At 75.0% G+C, this 23,548-nt stretch carries 15 protein-coding genes; 10 read left to right on the top strand and 5 right to left on the bottom strand.

Annotated features, from left to right (window positions below; translation table 11 throughout):
- The first annotated feature begins 10 nt into the window (after window positions 1-10).
- Genes dpgB through ABZ172_RS22790 form a run of 8 tightly spaced genes read left to right on the top strand, consistent with a single transcriptional unit; the run spans window position 11 to window position 11,872 of the window.
- Window positions 11-727 carry an enoyl-CoA-hydratase DpgB gene (dpgB, locus tag ABZ172_RS22825; protein WP_356885812.1) on the top strand — a complete coding sequence of 239 codons (717 nt, stop codon included), beginning with the start codon at window positions 11-13 and terminating at the stop codon, window positions 725-727.
- The gene (gene dpgC / locus ABZ172_RS22820; protein WP_356885810.1) at window positions 724-2,109 is read left to right on the top strand and encodes a (3,5-dihydroxyphenyl)acetyl-CoA 1,2-dioxygenase DpgC; all 1,386 of its coding nucleotides are present in this window, start codon (window positions 724-726) and stop codon (window positions 2,107-2,109) included. The genes dpgB and dpgC overlap by 4 nt, the downstream gene beginning before the upstream one ends.
- On the top strand, window positions 2,106-3,407 hold the full coding sequence (locus ABZ172_RS22815) for a PLP-dependent aminotransferase family protein (protein ID WP_356885808.1): 1,302 nt from the start codon (window positions 2,106-2,108) through the stop codon (window positions 3,405-3,407). Before dpgC ends, ABZ172_RS22815 begins: the two co-directional genes overlap by 4 nt.
- A 58-nt stretch (window positions 3,408-3,465) precedes the next feature.
- Window positions 3,466-4,614: a glycine amidinotransferase gene (locus tag ABZ172_RS22810; protein ID WP_356885806.1), complete on the top strand. Its 1,149-nt coding sequence runs from the start codon at window positions 3,466-3,468 to the stop codon at window positions 4,612-4,614.
- A gap of 49 nt (window positions 4,615-4,663) precedes the next feature.
- Window positions 4,664-7,867: an amino acid adenylation domain-containing protein gene (locus ABZ172_RS22805; protein WP_356885804.1), complete on the top strand. Its 3,204-nt coding sequence runs from the start codon at window positions 4,664-4,666 to the stop codon at window positions 7,865-7,867.
- Entirely contained in the window at window positions 7,864-9,492 is a 1,629-nt protein-coding gene (locus ABZ172_RS22800; RefSeq protein WP_356885802.1) for a condensation domain-containing protein, read from the top strand. Before ABZ172_RS22805 ends, ABZ172_RS22800 begins: the two co-directional genes overlap by 4 nt.
- Window positions 9,483-10,970, top strand: coding sequence for a lyase family protein (locus ABZ172_RS22795; protein ID WP_356885800.1), 1,488 nt, complete (start codon window positions 9,483-9,485; stop codon window positions 10,968-10,970). The genes ABZ172_RS22800 and ABZ172_RS22795 overlap by 10 nt, the downstream gene beginning before the upstream one ends.
- Window positions 10,967-11,872 carry a kinase gene (locus ABZ172_RS22790; protein WP_356885798.1) on the top strand — a complete coding sequence of 302 codons (906 nt, stop codon included), beginning with the start codon at window positions 10,967-10,969 and terminating at the stop codon, window positions 11,870-11,872. The genes ABZ172_RS22795 and ABZ172_RS22790 overlap by 4 nt, the downstream gene beginning before the upstream one ends.
- A 22-nt stretch (window positions 11,873-11,894) precedes the next feature.
- On the opposite strand, the gene ABZ172_RS22785 is transcribed toward ABZ172_RS22790, so the two are convergent.
- From ABZ172_RS22785 to ABZ172_RS22765, 5 genes are all read right to left on the bottom strand, one after another.
- The gene (locus ABZ172_RS22785; protein ID WP_356885796.1) at window positions 11,895-13,337 is read right to left on the bottom strand and encodes a tryptophan 7-halogenase; all 1,443 of its coding nucleotides are present in this window, start codon (window positions 13,335-13,337) and stop codon (window positions 11,895-11,897) included.
- 180 nt (window positions 13,338-13,517) lie between these two features.
- Window positions 13,518-13,889 (bottom strand): nuclear transport factor 2 family protein, encoded by a 372-nt coding sequence (locus ABZ172_RS22780; protein WP_356885794.1) that lies wholly within the window; start codon window positions 13,887-13,889, stop codon window positions 13,518-13,520.
- Window positions 13,890-14,127: 238 nt separating this feature from the next.
- Window positions 14,128-16,986: a LuxR family transcriptional regulator gene (locus ABZ172_RS22775; protein WP_356885830.1), complete on the bottom strand. Its 2,859-nt coding sequence runs from the start codon at window positions 16,984-16,986 to the stop codon at window positions 14,128-14,130.
- Window positions 16,987-17,131: 145 nt separating this feature from the next.
- Window positions 17,132-19,867, bottom strand: coding sequence for an AAA family ATPase (locus tag ABZ172_RS22770; RefSeq protein WP_356885792.1), 2,736 nt, complete (start codon window positions 19,865-19,867; stop codon window positions 17,132-17,134).
- 122 nt (window positions 19,868-19,989) lie between these two features.
- Window positions 19,990-20,616, bottom strand: a complete 627-nt coding sequence (locus tag ABZ172_RS22765) for a TetR family transcriptional regulator (protein ID WP_356885790.1) — start codon at window positions 20,614-20,616, stop codon at window positions 19,990-19,992.
- A 325-nt stretch (window positions 20,617-20,941) separates the two neighbouring features.
- Between ABZ172_RS22765 and ABZ172_RS22760 the strand changes: the two genes are divergently transcribed.
- A complete protein-coding gene (locus ABZ172_RS22760; RefSeq protein WP_356885788.1) occupies window positions 20,942-21,148 on the top strand; it encodes an MbtH family protein in 207 nt (68 codons plus the stop codon).
- Window positions 21,149-21,173: 25 nt separating this feature from the next.
- Window positions 21,174-23,408: a pyridoxal-phosphate dependent enzyme gene (locus tag ABZ172_RS22755; RefSeq protein ID WP_356885786.1), complete on the top strand. Its 2,235-nt coding sequence runs from the start codon at window positions 21,174-21,176 to the stop codon at window positions 23,406-23,408.
- Window positions 23,409-23,548 lie beyond the last annotated feature (140 nt).

Raw genomic sequence — 23,548 nt, 5'->3', positions numbered from 1 at the left:
TGGTGCGACCGTGAAGACCGGACCCGACCGGACGGGACTGCCCGAGGAACTGGGCATCCTGGTCCGGCTGGACGGCGGCAGCCCGCTGCCCGCGCTGACCGCGGCCCTGGACGAGGTCTGCGAACAGGCCGGGGGACTGCGCGAACGGGCGGTCGTGGTGCTGCGGTTCACCCCGGCACCGCTCCAGCCCCGGGAGTGGCCCGGCGCGGTGTCCATCCAGGAGGTCAAGCGCTGGGAGCGGGCCCTGCGCCGGATGGAGCAGCTCGACCACGTCATCATCGCCGCCGTCGAGGGCACGTGCGGCGGACCGGTGCTCGACCTGCTGCTCGCCGCGGACTACCGGATCGCGGGCCCCGGCCTCAGCCTGCTGCTGCCGGTCAACGCGGGGCACTTCTGGCCCGGCATGACCCTCTACCGGCTCGTGCAGCACATCGGGCTGGCCCGCGCCCGCCGCATCGTGCTGTGGGACTCGGCCATCGAACTCCACGACGCCACGGAACTCGGCATCGTCGACCAGGTCAGCGAGGACCTCACCGAGGCCGTCCACACCGCGGCCGTGCTGCGCGGCAGGCTCTCCGACCGGGAGACCCGCATCCGGCGGCGGCTCCTGGAGGAGGCCGCCTCCGCCGAGTACGACGACGCGCTCGGCGTCCACCTGGCAGCCTGCGACCGCGAGCTGAGACGCCTCTCCGACAGCGGCCCGGAACACCCGGAGGCGGCCCGATGACCACCCGCCCGTCCACCGGGGCACCCGCCCCGGCACACCCCGAAGCCCCGCCCCGCGCCCCCGGCAGCCGCTTCGACCACGACGCCCGCCGCCTCGCGGAGCACGCCGCCGCCGCCGAACGGGTCCTCGCCGCCCTCCCGCCGGTCCCGGCCAGATCCCCGGACGAGCGGACCCGCGCCGCGACCGCGCACGCCGACGTGCGCGGCGTACGGCGGGACTTCCTCGCCCGGCACACCGACACCGTCTACGGCCTGCTCACCGACGGGCTGACCCGCCGCCCGCGCCTGCCGGAACTGGTGGACGCCGCCGCGGACCTGGTACCCGGACTGGTCCCCACCCGCGAACAGATGGCCGCCGAACGCCGCCACGTCCAGGCCGAGAAGGAAGGCCGGGAGATCGACCAGGGCCGCTTCTGCGGCGCCGTGCTGCGCTCACCCGTCGCCGGCCCGCACCTCGTGGAGACGATGCTCCGACCCGTCCCGCGCGCCCTGGAACTCCTGGACGGCTTCCGCGCGGACGGCCGCGTCGCCCTCGACACCGTCCACGTCGAACGCCGCGGCACCGCCGCCCACGTCGAGTTCCGCAACCCCCGCCGGCTCAACGCCGAGAACACCCGGCTCATCACCGACCTCGACACCGCCGTCGACCTCGTCCTGCTCGACGACACGGTCCGCGTCGGCGTCCTGCGCGGCGGCGTCACCGACCACCCCGCACACCGGGGGCGCCGCGTCTTCAGCGCCGGCGTCGACCTCACCGACCTGCGCGACGGCCGGATCCCGCTGGTCGGCTTCCTCCTCGGCCGCGAACTCGGCTACGTCAACAAGCTCCTCCACGGCCTGCTGACCGACCCGGCCCCCGGCGCCGGCGGCGAACGCGGCGTCACCAAGCCGTGGATCGGCGCCGTCGACACCTTCGCCATCGGCGGCGGCATGCAACTCCTGCTCGCCCTCGACCACGTCATCGCCGAGGAGGGCGCCTACGCCGGCCTGCCCGCCGCCGAGGAGGGCATCGTGCCCGGTGCCGGCAACCTCCGGCTCACCCGCCAGACCGGAGCGCGCCTCGCCCGGCAGGTCGTGCTCGGCGGACGCCGGATCGCCACCACCGACCCCGAGGCCGCCACCGTCTTCGACGAGGTCGTGCCCGCCGACCGCATGGACGAAGCCGTGGAACGCGCCGTGGCGGCCCTCTCCGCACCCGCGGTCCCCGCCAACCGGCGCATGCTCGCCCTCGCCGAGGAACCCCTCGACCACTTCCGCGCCTACCTCGCCGAGTTCGCCCTCGCCCAGGCGGAACGCGCCTACGCCCCCGACGTCCTCGACAAGGTCGAACGCCGCTGGCAGGAGCGCGAACGGCGGCGCGCCGCCCGGGGGAGCCGCACATGAACGACGCCCCCGACCTCTACGCGGCCGACCTGCACGGCTCCCTCCAGGACCCGGTGCTCGGCGCCATCAGCTTCCTCAACGAGGTGATGGACCGCCACCCCGACGCCATCTCCTTCGCCCCCGGCGCGCCGCACCCCGACTTCGTCCAGGGCCTGGACCCGCACGCCCTGACCGAGCGCTTCCTCACCCACCTGCGCACCGCCCGGGGCTTCGACCCGGCCCGGGCCGAGCGCACGCTCTACGCGTACGGACCCGCCCAGGGCCTCATCAACGACCTGGTGACCGACGCCCTGCGCACCGACCAGGGCATCGACGCCGCACCGGACGACGTCGTGATCACCGTGGGCGCCCAGGAGGCCATGCTGCTCACCCTGCGGGCGCTGTACCGGGACACCGGCGACCTGCTCGCCGTGGCCGACCCGTGCTACCCCGGCATCGTCGGGGCCGCACGGCTCCTCGACATCCCCGTGGCCGACGTCCGCGAGGGCCCGTCCGGACTCGACGCCGTCCACCTCGCCGCCCGCTGCCGGCAGGCCCGCGCCGAAGGCCGCCGGATCCGCGCCTGCTACGTCGCCCCCGACTTCTCCAACCCCGGCGGCGCCCGCATGCCGCTCGCCGCACGGCACGCCCTGCTCGACCTCGCCGAGCGCGAGGACCTGCTCCTCGTCGAGGACAACACCTACGGCTTCACCGCCGCCGAGGACGACGCCCTGCCCGGCCTCAAGGCCCTGGACACCCGACGCCGCGTCGTCCACCTCGGCACCTTCGCCAAGGTCGGGTTCCCCGGCGCCCGGGTCGGCTACGCCGTCGCCGACCAGCGTGTCGGCCACCGCGACGGCGAACGGTCGCTCGCCCGGGAACTCGCCGAACTCAAGACCATGGTCACCATCAACACCCCGCCGCTGTCCCAGGCCGTCGTCGGCGGTCTGCTCCTCGAACACGGCGGCTCCCTGCGGGCACTGGCCCGCCGCAAGGCCGCACGCTACCGGGACAGCCTCGCCCGGCTGACCGACGCGCTGGACCGGCACCTGGCCGACGGCATGCCGCCCGGGGTCTCCTGGCACCGGCCGGCCGGCGGCTTCTTCGTCCGCGTCGAGCTGCCCGTACCCGCCGACGACGCCCTCCTGGAGGTCTCGGCGTCCCGGTACGGCGTGCTGTGGGCACCGATGCGGCAGTTCTCCCTCACCGACCGCGGAGACCGGCAGATCCGGCTCTCGTGCAGCTACCTGGAGCCCGACCGGATCGAGACCGGCGTCCGGCGCCTCGCGGCCTTCCTCGCCCAGGAGGCCGCAGGATGACGCGCGGTCACCGCACCCGGGCCGTCACCCCCCAACGCCCCACGAAAGGCTCCCGCCGATGCGCCTGAACAGTTACGACGACTTCACCCCCCTGAAGGAGGTCGTCCTCGGCTCGGCGGACGGCTATCTCGACCGGGTGCGCGACATGTCGTTCGACATGTTCATCAGCGACAACCTCTCCGGGGCCCGCGGCTACTACCCCTCCCTCTCCACCTGGCGCGACGGGGAGGAACGCCGCAACCGCAACACGCCCCACCGCCTCGCGCAGAAGGAGCACTTCCTCGGCGAGCTCGTCGAGGACGTCGAAGGCATCGCCGCACAGCTCACCGCGCTCGGCGTCACGGTGCACCGGCCCCTGCAGCCGCCCCGGGGGACGACCCGGGTCGCCACCCCCGCCTTCGAGGCCACGGTCACACCGCCGCTGAACCTGCGCGACAACACCCTGATCATGGGCGACGAGATCATCGAGACCCCGCCCATGCTGCACGACCGCTACTTCGAGACGCAGTTCCTCAAGCCGGTCTTCCTGGAGTACTTCCGCAACGGCGCCCGCTGGACGACCATGCCGCGCCCGATGATGACCGACCACTCCTTCGACCCCGCCAACGTCGCCCACGCGGCCCCGAACATCGAGGTCCCCCTCGACCCGGAGGCCTCGCCCCTCGACGTGGGCCCGGAGCCGATGATCGACGCGGCCAACTGCCTCAGGCTCGGCCGCGACCTGATCGTCAACGTCTCCAACGCCAACCACGTCCTGGCCCTCGACTGGCTGCGCCGCCACCTCGACGGCCGGTTCCGCGTGCACCGCATGGACCGGCTGACCCAGAGCCACATCGACTCCGTCGTCGTCCCGCTGCGCCCCGGCACCCTGCTGCTGCGCGACCCGGGCGTCGTCGACTACCTCCCCGAGGCCCTGCGCGGCTGGGACGTCGTGATCCCGCCCCCGCCCGGCGTCGACGACTACCCGCAGTACGAGAACGACGACCCGATCCCCGCCAGCCCCTACATCGACCTCAACGTGCTCTCCGTCGACGAGAACACCGTCATGGTCAACGACGCCTGCACGACCCTCGTGGCCACCCTGGAGAAGCACGGCTTCACCGTGGTCCCCGTCCGGCACCGGCACCGGCGCCTCTTCGGCGGCGGCTTCCACTGCTTCACCCTCGACACGGTGCGCACCGGCGGCGCCGAGGACTACCTGGCCTGAGCGTCCCGCCACTCCGTACACCGGCTCACCGATCAGCAGGAGCGACCCGATGCGCGAAACAGCACCCGACCCGCTCGCCGGGCGGCCGGTGACGCCGGCCCGTCCGGAGGACGCCGCCGAGGCCCTCGCCCGGGCCTGCGGCACGGACCCGGCCTCGGTACGGCTCGCCGCACGGCTGAAGGTCGCCTCGGTGCTGCTCGGCACCGCCCTTCCCGGCCCCTCCTGGCGCGACCTGGTGCGCCGGGTGGGCACCGACGAGGGGCGCGCCGGGGCGGAGGAGGCCTGGGCGAACGCGTCGGCGACGGCCGGCACGACCGCCGAGCGGCTCGCCCGCCACGAACGGCGCGCGCTGCAGCTGATGTCGGAGGACCCCGACCAGCCGCACACCCGCCACGGCCTCCTGGCGCCCGAGGAGGCCGAGGCCGTCGTCGCACGCGGCGCCGGCCCCGTCCGCCCGCTGCCCGGCCGCCGCTTCCACGAGCTCTTCGAGGAACGCGTCCGGCGTCACCCCGACGCCGTCGCCGTCGTGCACGGCACCACCACCCGCACCTACCGCGAACTCAACGAGGACGCCAACCGGATCGCCTGGGCCCTGCTGCGCGACGGTCTGGCCCCGGAGGACGTGGTGGCCGTCGTCACCGAACGCCACGCCCAGTGGCCCGCCGCGGTGCTCGGCGTGTTCAAGGCGGGCGGCTGCTACCTGCCCCTGGAGCCCGGATTCCCCGCCTCGCGCATCGCGCGTACCCTCACCCGCGCCGCGTGCCGCCGGGTGCTCGCCGACCCGCGGGTGCCGTCACTCGACGAGGCCCTGGACGGCCTCACCGCGGTCCGCCGGACGGACGTCGGAGACCTCGTCCACGGCGACGGACCCACGCACGACCCCGGCGTCGCCGTGTCCGGCGGCCAACTGGCCTACGTGTACTTCACCTCGGGGTCGACCGGCGAGCCCAAGGGCGCCATGTGCGAGCACGACGGCTTCCTCAACCACCTGTACGCCAAGATCGAGGACCTCGGCGTCCAGGAGGGCGACACCGTCGGACAGACCGCACCGCAGTGCTTCGACATCTCCCTGTGGCAGCTCGTCTCGCCCTTCCTCGTCGGCGGCCGGGTGCTGCTGGTCGAACAGGAGGCCGTGCTCGACGTGGGCCGCTTCGTGGACCTCGTCAACCACCACCGCGTCCAGGTGCTCCAGCTCGTCCCCACCTACCTCGAACTCGTCCTCGCCGAGGCCGCCCACGACCGCGCCGCCCTCCCGCACGTCCGGGTCATGGCCGTCACCGGCGAGGCGCTCAAGAAGGAACTGGTCCGCCGCTGGTTCGAGAGGTTCCCCGGCGTCCCCCTCGTCAACTGCTACGGGCTCACCGAGGTGAGCGACGACTCCCACCACGGCGTCATGCGTGCCGTTCCCGGCCACCGCTCCGTGCCGCTCGGCGACACCATCCGCAACTGCCGCGTCTACGTCATGGACGAACAGCTCCACCTCGTCCCCGACGGCGCCCCCGGCGAGATCGTCATCGCCGGCGTCTGCGTCGGCCGCGGCTACGTCAACGACCCCGACCGCACGGCCGCCGTCTACCGCCCCGACCCCCTCCGCCCCGGCGAACGCCTCTACCGCTCCGGTGACTTCGGCCGCCGGCTCCCCTCCGGGGAGCTGGAGTACCTCGGCCGGCGCGACGCCCAGGTCAAGATCAGCGGATTCCGCATCGAGATCGGCGAGATCGAGGACCGGCTGCTCCAGGTCCCCGGGGTACGCGACGGCGCGGTCGTCGTCGGGGGCACCGACGACGACCCCCAGCTCGTCGCCCACTACACGGGCGAGGACGCCCCCGGCCCGGAGGAGACCGCACGGATCCTCGGCACCCACCTGCCCCCTTACATGGTGCCGCCCCGCCTCCACCACGTCCTCGCCCTCCCGCTGTCCGGCAACGGCAAGATCGACAAGAAGGCCCTCACCGCACGCGCCCGCGACGGCGCGCACCTCCGGGAGGCCGGCACCACCGGGGAGCCCGCCACCGCCACCGAACGCCGGGTCGCCGCCGCCTGGTCCCGGCTGCTGCGCGTGCCGGAGGAACGCATCGGACGCGACAGCCGCTTCACCGACCTCGGCGGGACCTCGCTCTCCGCGATCCGTCTCGCCATCGAGCTCGAACGCGCCGTCACCGTCGCCGAACTCCGCGACACCCCGACGGTCGCCGACGTCGCCGCCCTGCTGGACAGCCGGTCCGCGCCGCCCCCGGAGACCCCCGCGACCCGCCCCGCGCCCACGACGGCTCCCGCCCGCGCCGCCGGGAGCCCGGCCCCCCTCCCGGTCCTCGACGCCCGCACCGCAGACCCCGACCCCGCCGCCCGCGCCACCGCGCACCGCGCCGCGGCGCTGGACACCCTCGCCGCGTCCGGCGCCGTCATGCTCCGCGGCGTCGGCGCCCGCACCCCCGCCGACGTCGCGCGCGTCGCCGCCGCGCTCGGCATCGCGCCCCTGACCGAACGGGAGGGCTTCGCGCCCCGCACCGCCCTGGTCCCCGGCGTGTACTCCGGCAGCCACTGGCCCGCCGAGGACCCGATGTGCATGCACCACGAGCTGAGCCACGCCGCCACCGTCCCCGGCACCCTGCTCTTCGCGTGCCTCACCGCACCCACCGGCGGACGCACCACCGTCGCCGACTCCCAACAGGTCCTCGCCGCCCTCCCGCCCGGCCTGACCGCCCCCTTCGCCGAGCACGGCTGGCTGCTGCGCCGCGCCTACCACGACGTCGGCCTCTCCTGGCCCGAGGCGTTCGGCAGCACCGACCGGAGCGCGGTCGACGCCTACTGCGCCCGGGCCGCCGTCGACCACACCTGGCTCCCCGACGGCAGGCTGGTCACCCGTCAGCGCCGCGCCGCCGTCGTGGCCCACCCCCGCACTCAAGTACCCGGCTGGTTCAACCAGATCGCCTTCCTCAACGGCCGCACCCTCGAACCCGCCGTCCGCGACTACCTCACCGACGTGTACGGCCCCGACGGCCTGCCCTTCGACACCGCGGCCGGCGACGGCACCCCCGTCACCGCCGACACGGTCGAGCGGATCAACGCCGTCTACGACCGGTTCACCGTGGGCGAGCCCTGGCAGGAGGGCGACGTACTCCTCGTCGACAACATCCGCACCGCCCACGCCCGCGAACCCTACGCGGGCGACCGGGAGATCGCCGTGGTCCTCGGCGACCCGGTACGACTGCCCGGCCACGTCCTGCCGCTCGACGACGGCGCACCCTCGTGACGCGTCCCGGACCCACCGTCCACGACGGCCCGGCCACCCCCGGCGCCCCGGCCGGACCGGTCACCGCACCGGCGACCCACGCCCAGGAACGCGCCTGGCTGGCCTCCCGCCTGGCGCACGATCCGCCGACCTACTGCGCCGTCGACGAGTTCCCCCTGCACGCGTCCGTGACCGCCGACGACCTCGTGCACGCCCTGCACGTCGTCATGGACCGGCACGAACCCCTGCGCACCGTCCTGCGCCTCGTGGACGGACGGCTCCGCCAGGAGGTGCACCCCCACCCGCAGCCGCAGATCGACGTGCTCGACCTGAGCACGCACGACCCCGGGGCCCGCGCCGAGGAACGCCGTGCCCTGCGCGCCCGGCTGGCCCGCGCGTTCGACCCGCACCGGGCGCCCCAGTGGCGCGCCGCCGTCCTGGACCTGGGGGAGGGCTCCTGGGCCGTGGTCCTCGCCGCCCACCACACCGTGTACGACACCGCGTCCGGCCTCAACATGCACGCCGAACTCACCGAACTCTGCGCCGCCGCCGAGGAAGGACGCGCCCCCCGCCTGCCCCGGCTGCCCTTCGGCTACGGCACCCACGCACGGCGCGAACGCGCCCGGGCCGGCACCGAAGGCGGAGCCCCGGCCGCCGCCCACTGGCGGACCCGGCTGGCCGGACTGCCGCCCGTGCACACCGTCCCGCTGGACCGGCCCCGTCCACCGGCCCGCACCTTCGCCGGAGCCGAGGTGCGCACCGCCCTGCCCGCCGGTGTCACCACCCCCCTGGCCCGCGCCGCCCGCCACCACGGCACCCGGCCCGTGATGCTGTTCCTCGCCGCCTGGACGGCGCTGCTCCACCACCACTCCGGCGCCGACGACCTCGCCGTCGGCCTGCCCGTCGCAGGGCGCGAGGACCCCGCGACCCGCTCCATGATCGGCACCTTCGTCAACATGCGCGTCCTGCGGACGGACCTCTCGGGCGACCCCGACGGCACCGAACTCGTCCGCCGCACCACCACCGCCGTCCGCGCCGACGAACCGTACGACATCCCCTTCCAGCACCTCGTCGAACTCCTCCCGGCACCCCGCCTGCCCGGCGTGCCGCCCCTCTACCAGCTCGCCTTCAACCACACCACGGCCGGCGATCTCGGCCCGCCCGTCGCCTCCTGCGAGGAGGACCTCCTCCTCGACGTCGCCGGCCCCGGCGTCCGCCTCGTCTACGACGCCGCCCTCTTCGACCGCTCCACCGCCGACACGCTCCTCGCCGACTACCTCCGGCTGCTCTCGGCCCTCCTCGACGCGCCCGCCACCCCCCTCTCCGCACTGCTCCCCGCCACCGCCCCCCGGCGCACCCCCCGGCCCGCCCCCACCGCGCCGCCCGCGCCGACCGGCCCGCGCGACGCGGCCGAGGAACGGGTCGCGGCCGTCTGGCGGACCCTGCTCGGCACCGGCACCGTCGACGTGCATGAGGACTTCTTCACCGCCGGCGGCCACTCGCTCCAGGCCCTGCGCCTCCTCGCCCGCCTCGCCCCGCAGCACGGAGGCGGCCCCACCCTGCGGACCTTCTTCGCCGACCCGACGGTGGCCGGACTCGCCACCGCACTGAAACGCACCCCTCCCGGGAGGACAGCATGGCGGTGACCGGCCGGATCGACGGCACACCGAGCGACGTGTGGAACGAGGAGGTGCTCGCCCCGCAGTTCGCCCACGAAGCCGCACACCTGCTGCCCCACTACGTGGCCGTCGAACGGGCCCTGCTCCGCGAGTACCTGCGGATGGGGCTGGTCGACGCCCCCGGAGCGGCCGCCCTCGACGCCCGCCTCGGCTCGCTCGACGCCGACGCGATACGCGCCGACCCCCGGCGGAACATGTCCGACATCTCCTTCGCCCTGGAACACCACGTACAGTCCGGCCCCACCCCTCCGTTCGCCGCCTGGCACGTCGACCGCAGCCGCAACGACGCCCAGGTCTGCGCCCAGCTCATGGCCGCCCGCACCGACTTCGCCGCCGTCGCGGCCGACCTCCTGGACCTCGGCCGGGCCGTCACCGCCCTCGCCGCCCGTCACACCACCACACCCATGCCCGGCTACACCCACGGCCAGGCCGCCCAGATCATCACCCCCGGCTACCACCTCGCCGCACTCGCCGCCGAGACCTGCGGCACACTGCGCCGCATGCTCCACACCTACGACGAGACGGACGCCTGCCCCCTCGGCTCCGGCGCCATGGCCGGACAGGAACTCCCCTGGGACCGCGACCTGCTCGCCGCACACCTCGGCTTCGCCCGCCCCCAGCCGCACGCACTGGTCGGCGTCGCCTCCCGCACCTGGACCAGCGCCATGGCGTCGGACCTCGCCGGCCACGCCGCCGTCCTCAGCCGTTTCACCACCGACCTCATGACCTGGGGCGGCAGCGGCTTCGGATTCCTCGACCTGCCCGACGACCTCGCCGGGATCTCCGCAGCCATGCCGCAGAAACGCAACTTCCCCGTCCTCGAACGCATCCGCGGCCGCTGCGCCCAGGTCGTCGGCCGCTCCGCCGACCTCACCGCCGGACAGCGCAACACCCCGTACAGCAACACCGTCGAGGTGTCCAAGGAGACCGGCATCCACCTGCACACCCAGACCACGGCCATGCGCTCCCTACTGCGGCTGACCCACACCGTCGTAGGCGGCCTCACCTACCGCACCGACCGGATGCGCGCCGCATGCGCCGACGACCACCTCGGCGGCTTCACCCTCGCCAACCGCCTCACCCTGGACTGCGGCATCCCCTGGCGCACCGCCCAGATCATCGCCGGACGCTACGTCCGACGCGCCGTCGACCAGGGCCTGCGCGCCGACCGCCCCGACGCGGACCTGCTCCGGGCCTGCGCCGCCGAGTCCGGCCACGCGGCGGAACCGGCCGGCACCCTGCTCGCCGAGTCCTTCGACATCGACCGGGGCCTGCGCGCCAAACGCTCGGCGGGCTCCGCCCACCCGGACCGGGTCGCGGAGCTGCTCGCCGACGAGGAACGCGAGCTCGGCCGGCTCGACACCGAGTGGGCACGCCGCGCCGCCCGCCGGACCGCGGCGGCCCGGAGGCTCGACACCCCCGTGACCGTGGGTGAAAACGCGTGAACGGGCCGCCGGCGGCCGCCCGCCGGACGGCCGTCGACATCGACGAGGGCACCGGCGCCGCCTGCGGCACCTTCGGTGAACTCCTCCAGGGCGTCCTGCCCGACGGCACGGCCTTCCTCGTGACCCTCCCCATCAGCCTCGGCAGCCGCGCCCGGTTCCGCTACGACCCGCACGGCCCGCTGCACGTCTACCCCGCGCACAAGACCAAGTCGCTGGCGCTGGCCCGGACCATGCTCGACACCCACGGAGCCGGCGGCGGAGGCACCCTCCTGCTCGACAGCGACCTGCTCGTCGGCAAGGGCCTCGCCAGCTCCTCCGCCGACCTGGTCGCCACGGCCCGCGGCGTCGGCGCCGTCCTCGGTCTCGACACCTCACCGGCCGCCGTCGAGGACTGGCTGCGCCCCGTCGAACCCACCGACGGGGTCATGCACCCCGGCATCGTCGTCTTCGAACACCGCGCGGTCCGGCTCCGCGCCCTCCTCGGCGCGCTGCCCCCCGTCACCGTCGTGGCCGTCGACGAGGGCGGGCAGCTCGACACGGTCTCCCACAACCGCCGCTCCCCGCACGTCCCGCCCGGCGCGCGCGACGAGTACGCGCGGCTCGTCCACGACCTGGCCCTCGCCGTCCGCGCCGCCGACCTGCACGCCGTCGGAGCCGTCACCACGCGCAGCGCGGTCCTCAACCAGCACCGGCTGCCCAGACGCAACCTCGACGCCATGATCCGCATCGCCCGGCGCATCGGCGCACCCGGCGTGGTGTGCACCCACAGCGGCACCATGCTCGGCCTGCTGCTGGACGCGGGCGCCGCCGGGCACCCGGAGCAGCTCGATGCCGCGCGCGCCGCCTGCGCGGCGCTCCCGGGCACCCTGTCCGTCTACCGCTCGGCCGCGGCGGAGCGGTAGACGGACAGCAGGGCCGCGCCCCTCACACCGCAGCGGACTCCGGGTCCCTCGCCCAGTGCATGCCGTCCTTGGCGACGACCAGCCCGTCCTCGACGGCCGGCCCCTCGTCGGCCGGCTCACCGAAGGCGGCCTGCATCTGGATGCGGTGCCCCTCCCAGTGGACGTCACGTGACTGCCGGTGCAGATCCTCCTTGCGCCGGTCCCGGTAGGACTCGGAGGTCAGCGCCGTGTCGTCCGAGGCACCGCCGCCCACCAGGCCGACGAACGCCTGCGCGCCGGGGGAGGGGTCCCGTGTGACGCGCCGGGCGTCGCTGAAGTACTGCTGCTCGTCCCGGGTCACGTCGTAGAAGCTGACGAGGAAGTCGTGGAAGGTCTGGTACTCCTTGCGGTACCGGGCCGCGTACTCCCGGAAGCACTCCTCCTCGTCCAGGTCGCCGCGGAGCACCGTGTTGACGGACCGCGCGGCGAGCAGGGCGCTGAACGTGGCCAGGTGCACGCCGGAGGAGAACAGCGGGTCGATGAAGCCCACCGAGTCGCCCACCAGCGTCATCCCCGGACGCCAGAACGCGTCGTGCAGGTAGGAGTAGTCCTTGCGCACGCGGACCTCGCCGTACGGCCCGGTGGTGACCCGTTCGGCCTCGGACAGGTAGTCGGAGACGAGGGGGCAGTCGGCGATCAGCGCGGCCAGCGCCCGGTCGCGGTCGCCCCGGATCCGGTCCGCGCACTCCTTGCGGACCACCGCGCCCACCGAGGTGAGCGTGTCGGTCAGCGGGATGTACCAGAACCACCCCGACTCGAAGGCCACGCACGTGATGTTGCCGCTGTTCGGCGCGGGAGACCGCTTCCCGCCCTCGAAGTACCCGTAGAGGGCGATGTTCTGGAAGAACTCCGAGTAGCGGCGCTGACCGCCGATCCGGCCCTGCAGACGGCTCTGGTTGCCGGAGGCGTCGATGACGAACCGGGAGCGCACCTCCCGCTCGGCGCCGTCCTCGTCCTCGTAACACACCCCGCACACCCGGCCGTCCTCCTCCAGGACGTCGCGGACCGCGGAGCGTTCCCGGACCGTGACGCCCTTGCGCCGGGCGTTGTCGAGGAGCAGCTGGTCGAACTTCATGCGTTCGACCTGGTAGGCGTACGAGGTGGGGCCCGCGAACTTCTCGGACAGTGCGAAGTCGAAGCTCCACGGTTCGGAGTTCGAACCCCAGCGGAACGTGCCGCCGCGCTTCTTGGTGAACCCGGCGGCGTGCAGCTCGTCGGAGACGCCGAGGAGCGCGCAGATCCCGTGCACCGTCGACGGCAGCAGGGACTCACCGATCTGGTGCCGGGGGAAACTCTCCTTCTCCAGGAGCAGGACCCGGTGGCCCTGCATGGCCACGAACGTCGCGGCCGACGACCCCGCGGGGCCGCCTCCGACGACGATCACGTCGAACGACTCCGCCGATTCCGAATCGCCGGTACTGGTCATACGGGGCCTTCCGACCGAGGGGCGGGAACCGGCCGACGTGAGCGGCCGGCGGCGACCATGACGCGGTCGTCCGCACGGAATCCTCGTGGGCCGCGACCGGCGCGGCATCGGTATGAGCCACCGTTACACCGGGCGGCGGCCCCCGCTCACCGGCGCCTGCACGGGGGCGGCGGCCCGCACTCACACCAGCGCGGCGAAGAAGTAGGTGTTGCGCACCTCGACGAGCAGGTCGTCGTCGAACCGGAAGAAGTCGGCGAACCGCAGGTCCACCTCGCTGCCGTCCTTCAGCGTCCCGCGGAACTCACCCTCCACGGCGGCGTCCTGGGGCCCGACCACCAGCCTGAGCACCGTGTGGCTCCCTCGGTCGATGACCCGCCGGCCGCGGTAGAAGGCGTCGAGCCCCTCCCGCCCGACGATCGGGGCGTAGCCCGGCCGCTCGTAGACCGCGCGGTCGGAGAAGAGCCCGACGACGCCCGGCACGTCACCGCCGTCGACCAACGCGTAGTAGCGGTGCACTCGTTCGGTGATCTGCTCCACCTCGAAAGCGGTCATGCCGTTTCCTTCCGGTCGAGAGGGACGGTCAGCGCTCCGCGCGACGGGGAGCCGGCTGACGCGAGGGTGGGGGAGGAGAGGGGCCCCGCCCCCGCTGCGGGGACGGACCCGGCGGGCAACAGGCGAACGGCCCGGCTCCGCGACTCCTCCAAGAGTAAGCACGCCCGACCCCGTTCGGGCAGGGCGGCGGGAAAGAAAAATCTGTCAGCGAGGGCCGGAACCCGTCCCTGTCCGGCCCTCAGACCTCCGGCACGTGGCGCGGCGGGGCGTCGCCGGACCGTGCACGCCCCAGCGCGCCGCTCAGCTCCTTGCGCCCCGAGAGGCCGAGCTTGCGGTAGACGGAGGTGAGGTGGACCTCCACCGTGCGGCGCGTCACGAAGAGCACCTCCGCGATCTGCAGATTGGTCCGGCCGGTCGCCGCCAGCCGCGCGACCTGCTTCTCGCTGCGGGTGAGTTCGCCCCGTCCGCGGGCCGCCGGGCGCCGCGGCCGGGCCCCCGCGTCCAGCAGCAGCGCGTGCGCCTCGTCGTGGAGCGTGCGGGCCCCGAGGGTGTGGGCCTCCTGCCACCCCGGCCGCAGCACCGTCCGGGCCTGGCCGGTGTGCCCGGCCCGCAGCAGCGCACGCCCGCGGGCCACCCGGGCCCGCGCCAGCGCCAGCGGGGCACCGGCGTGTTCCAGCACGCTCTCGGCGTCCCCGAACAGCTGGAGCCGCCCCGGCCCGTCGCCCGCCGAGGCCAGCAGCTCCAGCGCGCTGCCCACGGCGACGGGGAGGCCGCAGGCGTGGGCCAGATCCAGCGCCCGGGTGGCGAGCCGGCCCGCCTCCGCGCGGTCGCCGACGGCCAGGTGGGCGTGTCCGGCCCAGTACCACCACGGCGAGACCGCCGGGTTCGTCCGCTGCCACAGGTCCTGCCGGCGGCCGCACTCCGCCAGGTCCGCGACGGCGGCACCCGGTTCGCCGAGGACCAGCCGCAGGCGCCCGCGGGCGCCGAGGAACTCGTTCCACTGCCAGGCGTCGTCGACCGCCTCCGGCGGCACCGCGGCGGCCAGGTCCCGGGCCGCCGCCGCGTCGCCCCGGTCGAGCAGGGCGTGCAGCCGGACCGCCAGCGCCAGCGCCTGGTGATGCGAGAACCGCGGGCCGGGCGCCGGGCCCAGGGCCTCCGCCGTGGTCCGCAGCGCGTCGTCCAGGCGCCCCAGCCGCTGGGCGGCCTCGCCGTCCAGGGCCAGCAGACCGGCCCGCAACCGCTCGGGCACGCCGTCGGTGCCCTCCAGGAGCTGCTGGTAGACGTGGGCCGCGTCGGCTGGCCGGTCCCCGTACGTCAGCGTGGCCGCCGCGGCGGCCAGGGTGACCGGGGAGTCCGTGATCGGCGTGGCCGCGCCCAGCACCCGGCGCGCCGCGGCCAGGGCCTGGGGGACGCGCTCCGTCCGGCTCGTCGCGATGAAGGCGCGGCCGGCCAGCAGGGCCCGCTCCTCCGGGGTCGCACCGGGCAGGTCCAGGCCCAGCGAGACCGTTTCCAGAAGGCTCGCGCAGGCGCCGAGACTGTCCGTCGCGGCGATCAGCATGTCCGCCTCCAGCAGCTGGAGACGGGCCCTGCCGGACGGCGAACCGGTGTCCTGGGCGGCCAGCAGCGCCGCCGCGCGTCCCGTCCGGCCGGTGCGGGTCAGGGCGCCGACGAGCGCGCTGAGCGCCGGCAGACGCAGACCGGGATCGGTCAGGCGGCCGAGCACGGACGTCAGGTGCCCGATACAGGCCTCCGGGTCCACCCGGCTCTCGGCGACCCCCAGCTCCATCACCAGGACCGGGTCGCAGGCGTCCTCGTGGCCGGGCGGGACACAGGACCTCAGCAGCTCCACGGCGCGCTCGGCCGCCCCGTGGAGCATCGCCGTGCCGGCCGCCTCCCGCAGCACCGTGCGCGCCCACGACGTGCGCGCCACCGCCGGAGACCCGAGCAGATGCCCGGCGATGGTGTCGGCCGGCGCTCCGCTGTCGTGCAGCAGCCGGGCGGCGCGGCCGTGCAGATCCGTGCGGATCCGGGGCGGCGTGCCCGTCAGGACCGCGGTGCGGACGGCGGGGTGCGCGAGGGACCAGGCCTCCGGACCGGAGGCCCGGGCCAGCCCGACCGCCTCCAGACGGCGGAGGGAACGGGTGAACGCGGTCGTCTCCACCCGGGCGAGACCGGCCCCGGTCGTGGTGGGCGTCCCCCCGCCCAGCACGGCCACCGCCTGCGCGGCCCGCACGGCGACGGGGGACTGGCCGTGCAGCAGGCGCCTCGCCCGGGCACCGAACACCGGGATGTCCTCGCCGCCCGCCGCCTCCAGTCCGGCACGCGTCAGCGGCAGGCCCAACTCGCGCAGCCCGGCGACCAGACCCGTCACCAACGAGGGGATGCCGCTGGTCGCGGCCAGACAGTCCGCCTGGAACCCGGCCTCCACGGTGCCGTCCGTCAGCCGGCGCACGAGCGTGCCGATGCCCGCACCGGTCAGCGGCCGGGGCCGGACGACCTCCAGCATCGAGCGGGTCACCCACTCCAGGGGCACCGCCGGCTCCTCGCCGTCGCGCCAGCCCAGGGCCAGCAGGACCGGCAGGTCGTGCCGGGTGCGCAGCATCCGGACGAGCGCCCTGACCGACTCCAGGTCCGCCCGGTCGGCGTCGTCGATCGCCAGCAGCGTCGGACGCGTCGCCGTGGCGGAACCCACCACCTGCCGGTACGTGAGGAGCGGACCGTGCGGCGACGCGACGACGGCGGGGGAGGCGGGCGGCACCCGGACCTGCCCGGCCGCGGCCCCGGACCGGCCTACCCGCGCCAGAGCCCGGCCGTCGGCACCCGCGGCGTCCTGAGCGCCGAAGCGGAGCATCCGCACCCGGGCCCCCGGCGTCTCCACCACGCGCAGGCCCCGGCGCCGCGCCTCCTGCGCGAGGACGCGCAGGAGCGCCGTCCTGCCGATGCCGCCCGGCCCCTTGACGACGACCAGACCGGTCCGCCCCGAGGCCGTCCGCCGGACGAGTTCGCGCAGTACGGCCGTCTCACGTTCGCGTTCGACGAGCTGCGGGCAGGCCGCTCCGGCCGCCGGTTCCTGGTCGCGGGCGCCCGACGTAGCGATACCGACCGCCTCTCCAGGGCGTGCCCCCCGGCCCTGTACTCACCATGATCGAGTGGAACGTCGATGGTAGGAAGCGGAATCCTGTGCGGTCAAGCAAACATCTGCCCGGTGCGAAAACACTGTGGTCCGGGGTTCGGTGCGCCCCTCACTCCGTCCCGATGTTCGGCGGCAGCGCGTCGCGCCCGCTGATGTCCAGCTTGCGGTACGCGTTGGTCAGGTACCTCTCGATCATCCGCTTCGACACCTGGAGCCGCTGCGCGATGTCCGCGTTGCGCAGACCGTCCGCGGCCAGCCGGGCGACCCGCACCTCGGACGGGGTGAGCTCCGGGACGGCGGGACTCCGGCCGATCTGCGCCCGGATCCGCCGGGTCACCCGGTCCGCACCGCAGGCCACCGACAGCGCGTGCGCCCGTTCCAGGGCCTCCGCGGCCCGCCTCCCGTCCACGCCCTCCCGGCTGCCGTAGGCGTACAGCGCCCGGCACAGCTCACCGAGGTTCGTCGACTCCTCCAGCACGGCCACCGCCTCCGCCAGCAGCCCCGTGCCGCGCCGGCCCGGCGTCACCCGGCCCAGAGCCACCAGCGCCCGCCCCACGACGGACGGGGCGCCCCAGCGGCGGGCCCGCTCCACCTCGGCGAGCGCGGCGGCCAGCGCCCGCTCCTGGTCCCCGAGCCGGTGGTGCAGCAGCGCGGCCCGCGAGGACCAGGGCAGCACCGCCGGATTCGTCCAGCCGATCCGCTCCAGCCGCTCACCCGCCGTACGGAAGTGGTGGAGGGCGATCAGGTCCCGCCGGCGCCGGGCCGCGAGCAGACCGCGCGCCATGTGCAGCAGGGCGGCGTGGTACTGGTCCTGGAGCTGGGACGGATCGGCGGTGAGGAACTCCTCCGCCAGCTCCGGCTCGCCGCTGTGCAGGGTGACGATGGCGAGGATCGCGGAGCAGATCGCCGGAAGGGCGTTGGCCTCCGGGTCCGGGCCGGCACCCGGCCGGACGACGGTCCGCCGGGCCTCGGCCGTCCGGCCGTGGGAGAGCGCCACCAACGCGCGCTCCGCCCGCAGCACGGCCGCCTCCGCCCCCGCACCCCGGGGGTCGACGCGCCGGCCCACCGCGTCCAGCCAGCGGACCGTCACCTCGGTGCGCTCCGCCGCGGCCAGGGCGTTCACCAGCAGCGGCAGGGGCGTGTGGGCGTGCCGCGGATCGGGCGGCTCCAGGGCCAGCAGCGGACCCCCCAGGTCCGCCACGCGCCCGGCCGACGCGTTGTTGGTGACGAACGCGACGTGGACCAGCGCGGCGAGCAGTTCCCGTTCCCCCTGCGTCCGCACCGGCGGCCGCGGCCCCAGTTCGTCGAGCCTGCGCAGGGCGGCCGGCAGGATCACGGGATCCTGGTCGCCCAGGGCGTAGTGGCGGGCCTCCAGACGCAGCGCGAGTTCGGCCGTGGCGGCGTCGCCCGTGCCCGCGCTCCGCAACTGCGCCGCCAGGTCCTGCGTGAGGACGGCGATACCGGACTCCGCCGGCCGGTACAGCAACGGCCCCAGCTGCACCGCGACCGCGGCACGGTCGCGGGCGGAGTCGAACAACGGCAGCGCCTCGACCACGTGCCGCAGCGCGGCGACCGTCGCGAACTGCCGTTCCGCCGCGACCAGATCGGCCAGCACCCGGGCCCGGAGCAGCCCGGTGCACGAGCCGTCCAGCAGCGCCTGGCGCAGATACCGGGCCGCGTCACGCGGCGCCCCCCGCGCCAGGGCGCTCCCGGCGGCGGCCCGCAGGATCCGTACCGCCTGCGGAGCCCGCAGCGTCTGCACCGCCAGGAGCTGCCCGGCCGCGGCCTCCACCGGATGGCCCGCCCGGTGCAGCAGCACCGCCGCGCGGTTGCGCAGCACGGTGAGCTCGTCCGCCGGAATGCCGTCCGCCAGCGCGTCCCACAGCAGCGTGCCCGATCCCGCGGCCCCGGGACGGCCCAGCCCCCAGAGGTCCAGCGCACCGGCCGCCTTCGCGTACCCGGGCGCGTCCAGGCCCGCGAGCCGCGCCGAGACCCGCCGGTCCACGTCGCCGCCCAGGACGCACAGCGCGTGCACGGCCCGGCGCACCGCGCCGGGCCGGGACCGCAGGAACACCGACAGGTACTGGCACAGGGGGTCCGAGCGGAGCGCCCGCGCGAGCTCCGCGTTCACGGCCCGCGGTTCCAGGCCCCGGGAGTACGCCTCGTCCAGCAGGGACCGCAGCAGCAGCGGACTGCCGGCGGACCGCTCCCGCACGGCCTCCACGAACTCCTCGTCCGCACGGCCGCCCAGCGCCGCGTCCACCAGGCGGCGCACCGACCCCGGACCCAAGGCACGCAGCCCGATCCTGACGTCCGCCGCGTCCACCAGCCCCCGCAGCACCGAGCCACCGTCCGGCACCACACCGGACGGCAGCGAGAGGGCGAACACGACGCCCCGCCGGTGCCGCCCGGACACGCTTCCCGCGAGCTCGGCCAGAGACTCCGCGTCGCACCAGTGCAGGTCGTCGACCAGGACCAGCACCCCGTCCTCACCCGGCAGCGCCTCCAGCACGGTCCCCAGCGGCACCCGCCCGCCGGCCGGCCCGCCGTGCGCGTCCTCCCGCGCCCCCGGCCCGTCGCAGGCCTCCGCCGTCGCCCGGCCGCAGCGCGCGGACTCCACCAGCTGGTCGGCGACCCCGCCCGCCAGCCACCGTTCCGAACGGGACGCCTGCGCCCTGAGCACCCGGAACCGTTCCGCGCCCGCCCGCTGCGCGAGGGCCTCCAGGAACGACGACCTGCCCACGCCGAGCGGCCCCTCGACCAGGACCAGAGCCCCCTGTCCCGCCGCGGCCCGTCCCAGGCGGACAGTGGCCGCCGCCAGCTCGGTCTCGCGTTCCAGAAGCACCAGTGCCGTCCTGTTCCCGAGCGGCCCGGCGGCCGTCGCCGTACGCACTCCTACCCGTCCCGGGACCGCCGGGCGACGGACCCCGAGCCGCCCGTCACCGTGCCGCTCACGGCGGCGGACCACTACGGGGACAGTGTGCACCGTGTGAAGATGTCCGTCAGCTCCCGCGCCAGACGGTCCAGATCGGCCACCGCGAACAGCTCGTGGTGGCGGACCACGTTGTCGATCGCCCCGTGCACCGCCAGCGCCAGCACCGCCGGGTCGGAGACCCGGAACTCGCCCGCACGGCAGCCCTCCTCCAGCAGCACCACCAGTCCCTCCACCGACAGGGCGCTGCGTGCGACGTCGTCGAGGCCGGGCGCCGGTCCCTCCCGGACCAGCTCGGCGATCTCGGTGAGCGCCCTGGCGTGCGCCGGGAAGGCCGCCATGAAGTCGAAGTGCGAGGAGATGTACGCGGCCAGCTTCCCGCGGTACGTCGTCTCCTGCGCGACCCGGCAGGCCCGCAGCGTCCCCGCCTTCTCCACGATGGTCCGCGTGACCTCCCGCAGCAGCTGGGGCTTCCCCGCGAAATGGTAGGAGATCAGGCCCGTACTGCTGAGATTTGCGTGCCGGCAGATCGCCGTGAACGAGGTCCGTGTGTAACCGATCTCGGCCAGCGTCTCGATCGTGGCCTCGACGATCTGTGCCCTCCGTGCGTCCTGGGTGAAGGTGCGCCCGTGCACGGGCCGGGCCGGCGGTTCCCTGTACATCGTGTCCTCACAAGGGTGGTGACGGGCGCATGACCTGTACCGGCCCGTACGCCGACGGGCCGTGCGGCGGAGCGGGAGGAACCTGCACCTCCCGGGTGCCGGACCGGGGTGCCGCGTCGCCGTGCACCCCCGTGCCCCGGCGGCCCTCACGGTGAGAACTCCCGTGACACGGGACCCAGTTCTAGCAGGGGCGTCACGGGTCGGACGCCCCCGCGCCGCCGTAACGGTGGATCCCACCGAGGACCGTCCCGGCGCGCGCGGTGAGGATGACGGCGCTGCGGTGGACCGGCCACCGCGCGACGACACGGAAAGGGCGGTGGGACGGATGAACCCGTTCGACGACCCGGACGCCACCTTCCTGGTCCTCGTCAACGAGGAGGGGCAGCACTCGCTGTGGCCCGCGTTCGCGGAGGTCCCGGACGGCTGGACCGTCGCCCACGACGAGGACAGCCGCGAGGCGTGCATGAACCACATCGAGGCGAACTGGACCGACCTGCGGCCCAGGAGCCTGATCGAGGCCATGGAAGGCTGACCGCGGCACACCCCGAGGAGCCCGCATGCGACACGACACCCTCGTCGACGCCATCGGAAACACCCCGGCCGTCCGGCTGCGGGTGGACGCCCCCGAGGACGTCGAGGTCTACGCCAAACTCGAACTGCTCAACCCCTACGCCATGAAGGACCGCGTCGCCCGCCGCGTCATCCTGGAGGCCCGCCGCACCGGCGAGCTCCGGGAGGGCGCCCCCATCGTGGAGAGCTCCTCCGGCACCATGGCCCTCGGCGTCGCCCTGGTCGGCACCTACCTCGGGCACCCCGTGCACATCGTCACCGACCCGCGCATCGACCCCGTGACCCTCGCCAAACTGGAGGCGATGGGCTGCAGCGTGCACGTCGTCGAAGCCATGACCGCCCAGGGCTGGCAGAGCGCCCGCCTCGAACGCCTCACGGACCTGATGCGCGACCTGCCGGGCGCCTGGTGGCCGCAGCAGTACAGCAACCCGCAGAACCCGGCCGCCTACCGCACCCTCGCCGACGAACTCCTCGCCGACCTCGGCACCGTCGACGTCCTGGTCGGCTCGGTCGGCAGCGGCGGCTCGCTCTGCGGCACCTCCGCCGCGCTCCTGGAGCACCTGCCCGACCTGAAGGTGGTCGGCGTCGACTGCGTCGGCAGCGTGCTGTTCGGCCAGCCCGACATCGCCACCCGCAGACAGAGCGGCCTCGGCAACAGCCTCCACCCCGACAACATCGACCACCGGCTCTTCGACGAGATCCACTGGCTCTCCGACGACGAGGCCTTCGACGCGACCCGGAGCCTCGCCCGGGAACAGAAGATCTTCGCCGGCAACACGTCCGGCTCCGTCTACCGCGTCCTCACCCACCTCGCCTCCCGCGCCGCGCCCGGCACCCGGATCGTGGGCATCATGCCGGACCGCGGCGACCGCTACACCGACACCGTCTACCGGCACCGGCCCGAGGGCCCGATCGCCACCGCACCCGCCGAGGTCCCCTTCGGCACCACCGTCCACACCTGGTCCCGCGCGGCGATTCCGCGCCGGGACCGCCCGGTCCTGCTCTTCGTCGAGTCCAACACCACCGGAACCGGCATGCTGGCGCTGCGTACCGCGACCCGCCTCGGCCTCGCCCCCGTCCTCCTCACCAAGGACCCCGCCCGCTACCCCGGACTCGCAGAAACCGGCTGCCCCGCCGTCCTCTGCGACACCGAGGACGAGGCAGCCCTCCGCGCCGCCGCCGACTCGGCCGCCGCGGGACGCACCGTCGCCGGAGTCACCACCACGAGCGACTTCTACCTCACCCACACGGCAGCCCTGGCCCGGGCCTTGGGACGGCCGGGACACGCCACGGGTACCGCGGAGCTCTGCCGCGACAAATCCCTCACCCGCGCCGCCCTGCACGCGGCCGGCGTGCCGCAACCCGCCCACGTCGTCGTGGACGGCGCCGACGCCGTCGCGGCGGCCGTCGCCCGCGTCGGACTGCCCTGCGTGGTCAAACCGGCGGACGGCTCGGGCTCGCAGGACGTGCGCTGGTGCGCCGACGCGGCGAGCGCCCGCGCGCAGGCCGCGCACATCCTCGCCGCCACCGAGAACGTCAGGGGACAGGCACGGGCGGGCAGGGCACTCGTCGAGGAGTACGTGGACGCCCCCGAGTACAGCGTGGAGATGTTCTGCGCCGACGGCGAGGCCGTGTGCGTCGGCGTCACCCGGCGGACCGCCACCGCCCTGCCGCACTTCGTCGAGACCGGCCACCTCTTCCCCGCCGGACTGCCCGGCACCGCCGAGGCCGCACTGGCCGAGTGCGCGCGCCAGGCGCTCAAGGCGATCGGCTTCGAGCTCGGCCCCGCCCACATCGAGATCAGACTCACCCCGCAGGGGCCCGTCGTGATCGAGATCAACGGACGCCTGGCCGGCGGCATGATCCCCGAACTGGTCCGTGCCGCGACCGGCGTCGACCTGCTGGACCAGCAGCTCCGCGCCGTCACCGGCCGGCCCCTCGCCCTGACCGCGGACCGGGCCCGGCACGCCGGACTGAGGTTCGTGACCGCGCCGCACCCAGGACGCCTGACCGGCATCAGCGGGACCGCTGCGGCCGCCCGTGTCCCCGGCGTCGCATCCGTCGTCACCACCGCGGTCCCCGGCCGCGCGGTCCGCCCGCCCCAGGACGCCTACGACCGGCTCGGCCACGTCATCGCCGTCGGCTCGACACCCCAGGAGGTCGAGACGGCCCTGGACACGGCGACGGCACTGATCCGGGTGGAGACCGCACCGGAACCCTGAGACCGGCCGGACGGCCGGGCGTCCTGTCTCCGCCCCCGCCCCGTCCGCCGAGCCCCCGGCCCGGACGCCGCGTCTTACGCGCCCGGGCGGGGACGGCAGATCATGGGCGCGACCGAAGACGCCGGAGGCCACCACGGGTC

Source organism: Streptomyces sp. NPDC006296, assembly GCF_040613235.1.
In the GTDB taxonomy this organism is placed as follows: domain Bacteria; phylum Actinomycetota; class Actinomycetes; order Streptomycetales; family Streptomycetaceae; genus Streptomyces.
This window is presented reverse-complemented; position numbering and strand designations above follow the sequence as displayed.